General features: G+C 65.4%; 1 protein-coding gene. It reads left to right on the top strand.

Going from position 1 to position 312, the window contains the following annotated elements; translation table 11 throughout:
• Positions 1 to 266: isochorismatase family protein (locus Q4528_RS13250; RefSeq protein WP_303521964.1), on the top strand; the 266-nt coding region annotated here is incomplete at its 5' end.
• Between the last annotated feature and the right edge of the window lie 46 nt (positions 267 to 312).

The raw sequence follows: 312 nt of genomic DNA, 5'->3' as shown, positions 1-312 counted from the left end.
ACGCTGGCCTGACGCATCTGGTGATCTGCGGGCTGACAACGCCGCATTGTGTTTCGACTTCGGTGCGGATGGCGGCGAACCTGGGGTTCGTGGTGACACTGGCGCATGACGCCTGCGCCGCTATTGCCGCCACCGCCGACATGAGCTGGCAGGCGGGCAGCCCGGACATGAGCGCCGATGACAGCCACCGCGCCGCGATCGCACATCTGCACGGCGAATTTGCCACGGCGCGTCGAGTTGCCGAAATCACAGGACAACCGACATGAGCGCCTATCTGGGGGTGACGCAATCGCTGACCGGACGACGCTGGGT

Source organism: Staphylococcus pasteuri (assembly GCF_030547725.1).
Lineage (GTDB): Bacteria > Bacillota > Bacilli > Staphylococcales > Staphylococcaceae > Staphylococcus > Staphylococcus pasteuri.
The sequence above is the reverse complement of the archived record's forward strand: the minus strand, read 5'-3'. Positions and strand labels throughout refer to the sequence as shown.